This is a genomic window from Parendozoicomonas verongulae, from assembly GCF_009711465.1.
GTDB classification, from domain to species: Bacteria; Pseudomonadota; Gammaproteobacteria; order Pseudomonadales; family Endozoicomonadaceae; genus Sansalvadorimonas; species Sansalvadorimonas verongulae.
Map to the genome: position 1 here is coordinate 1 of NZ_SMME01000332.1, position 569 is coordinate 569.

1 protein-coding gene is annotated in these 569 nt (G+C 51.8%); it reads right to left on the reverse strand.

The annotated features are described in order from the left end of the window. Nucleotides 1-73 precede the first annotated feature (73 nt). The gene (locus E1189_RS00600; RefSeq protein WP_155158204.1) at nt 74-406 is read right to left on the reverse strand and encodes a TubC N-terminal docking domain-related protein; all 333 of its coding nucleotides are present in this window, start codon (nt 404-406) and stop codon (nt 74-76) included. Nucleotides 407-569 lie beyond the last annotated feature (163 nt).

Consider the following 569-nt stretch of genomic DNA (forward strand, 5'->3'; position numbering starts at 1 on the left):
CCGGGGGGCTGGACACGGGACTCCTGCACGGCTTTTTCAGTGGTTCCGGGTAACACACGCGCGCTTTGAAATGTCAGAGCGCACGTTTGATCAGCCTGCTCAGGGCTTCCAGGTCTGGGTACATGCCTTGACGTATATCCCGCAGGTCATCATCAACCAACCATTCCGACACCAGCCATGTTGGTGATACTGACATCATCCCAGCCAGCCTTCGCAAGGCATCGTCAACAGGCACCACCTCTGGCTCGGACATCAACTGGCATATAGCCTCTTTCCCCGCCTTTAGTTGCCCCATCACTGGGCTAGTCAGAAGCGATTTAGGGCCTCTCACGCGAAGCCTGTCATCTTCAAGATCAACCTGCACAGACTGAAGCTTGAGCCAATAAAGAAGGCACAGCGGTGTCACACATCAACCTCAATGACTACGTCATCATCTTTATCTTTGCCAAAGTCTGCATACTCTACACACTCTGCACTCTCTTTCTCAGAAACCTCTCTCAAGAGTGCAGAGTGTGTAGACTGTGCAGACTTATACGAAGAACCCGATGTGTGACTTTCCATGTCTAAAG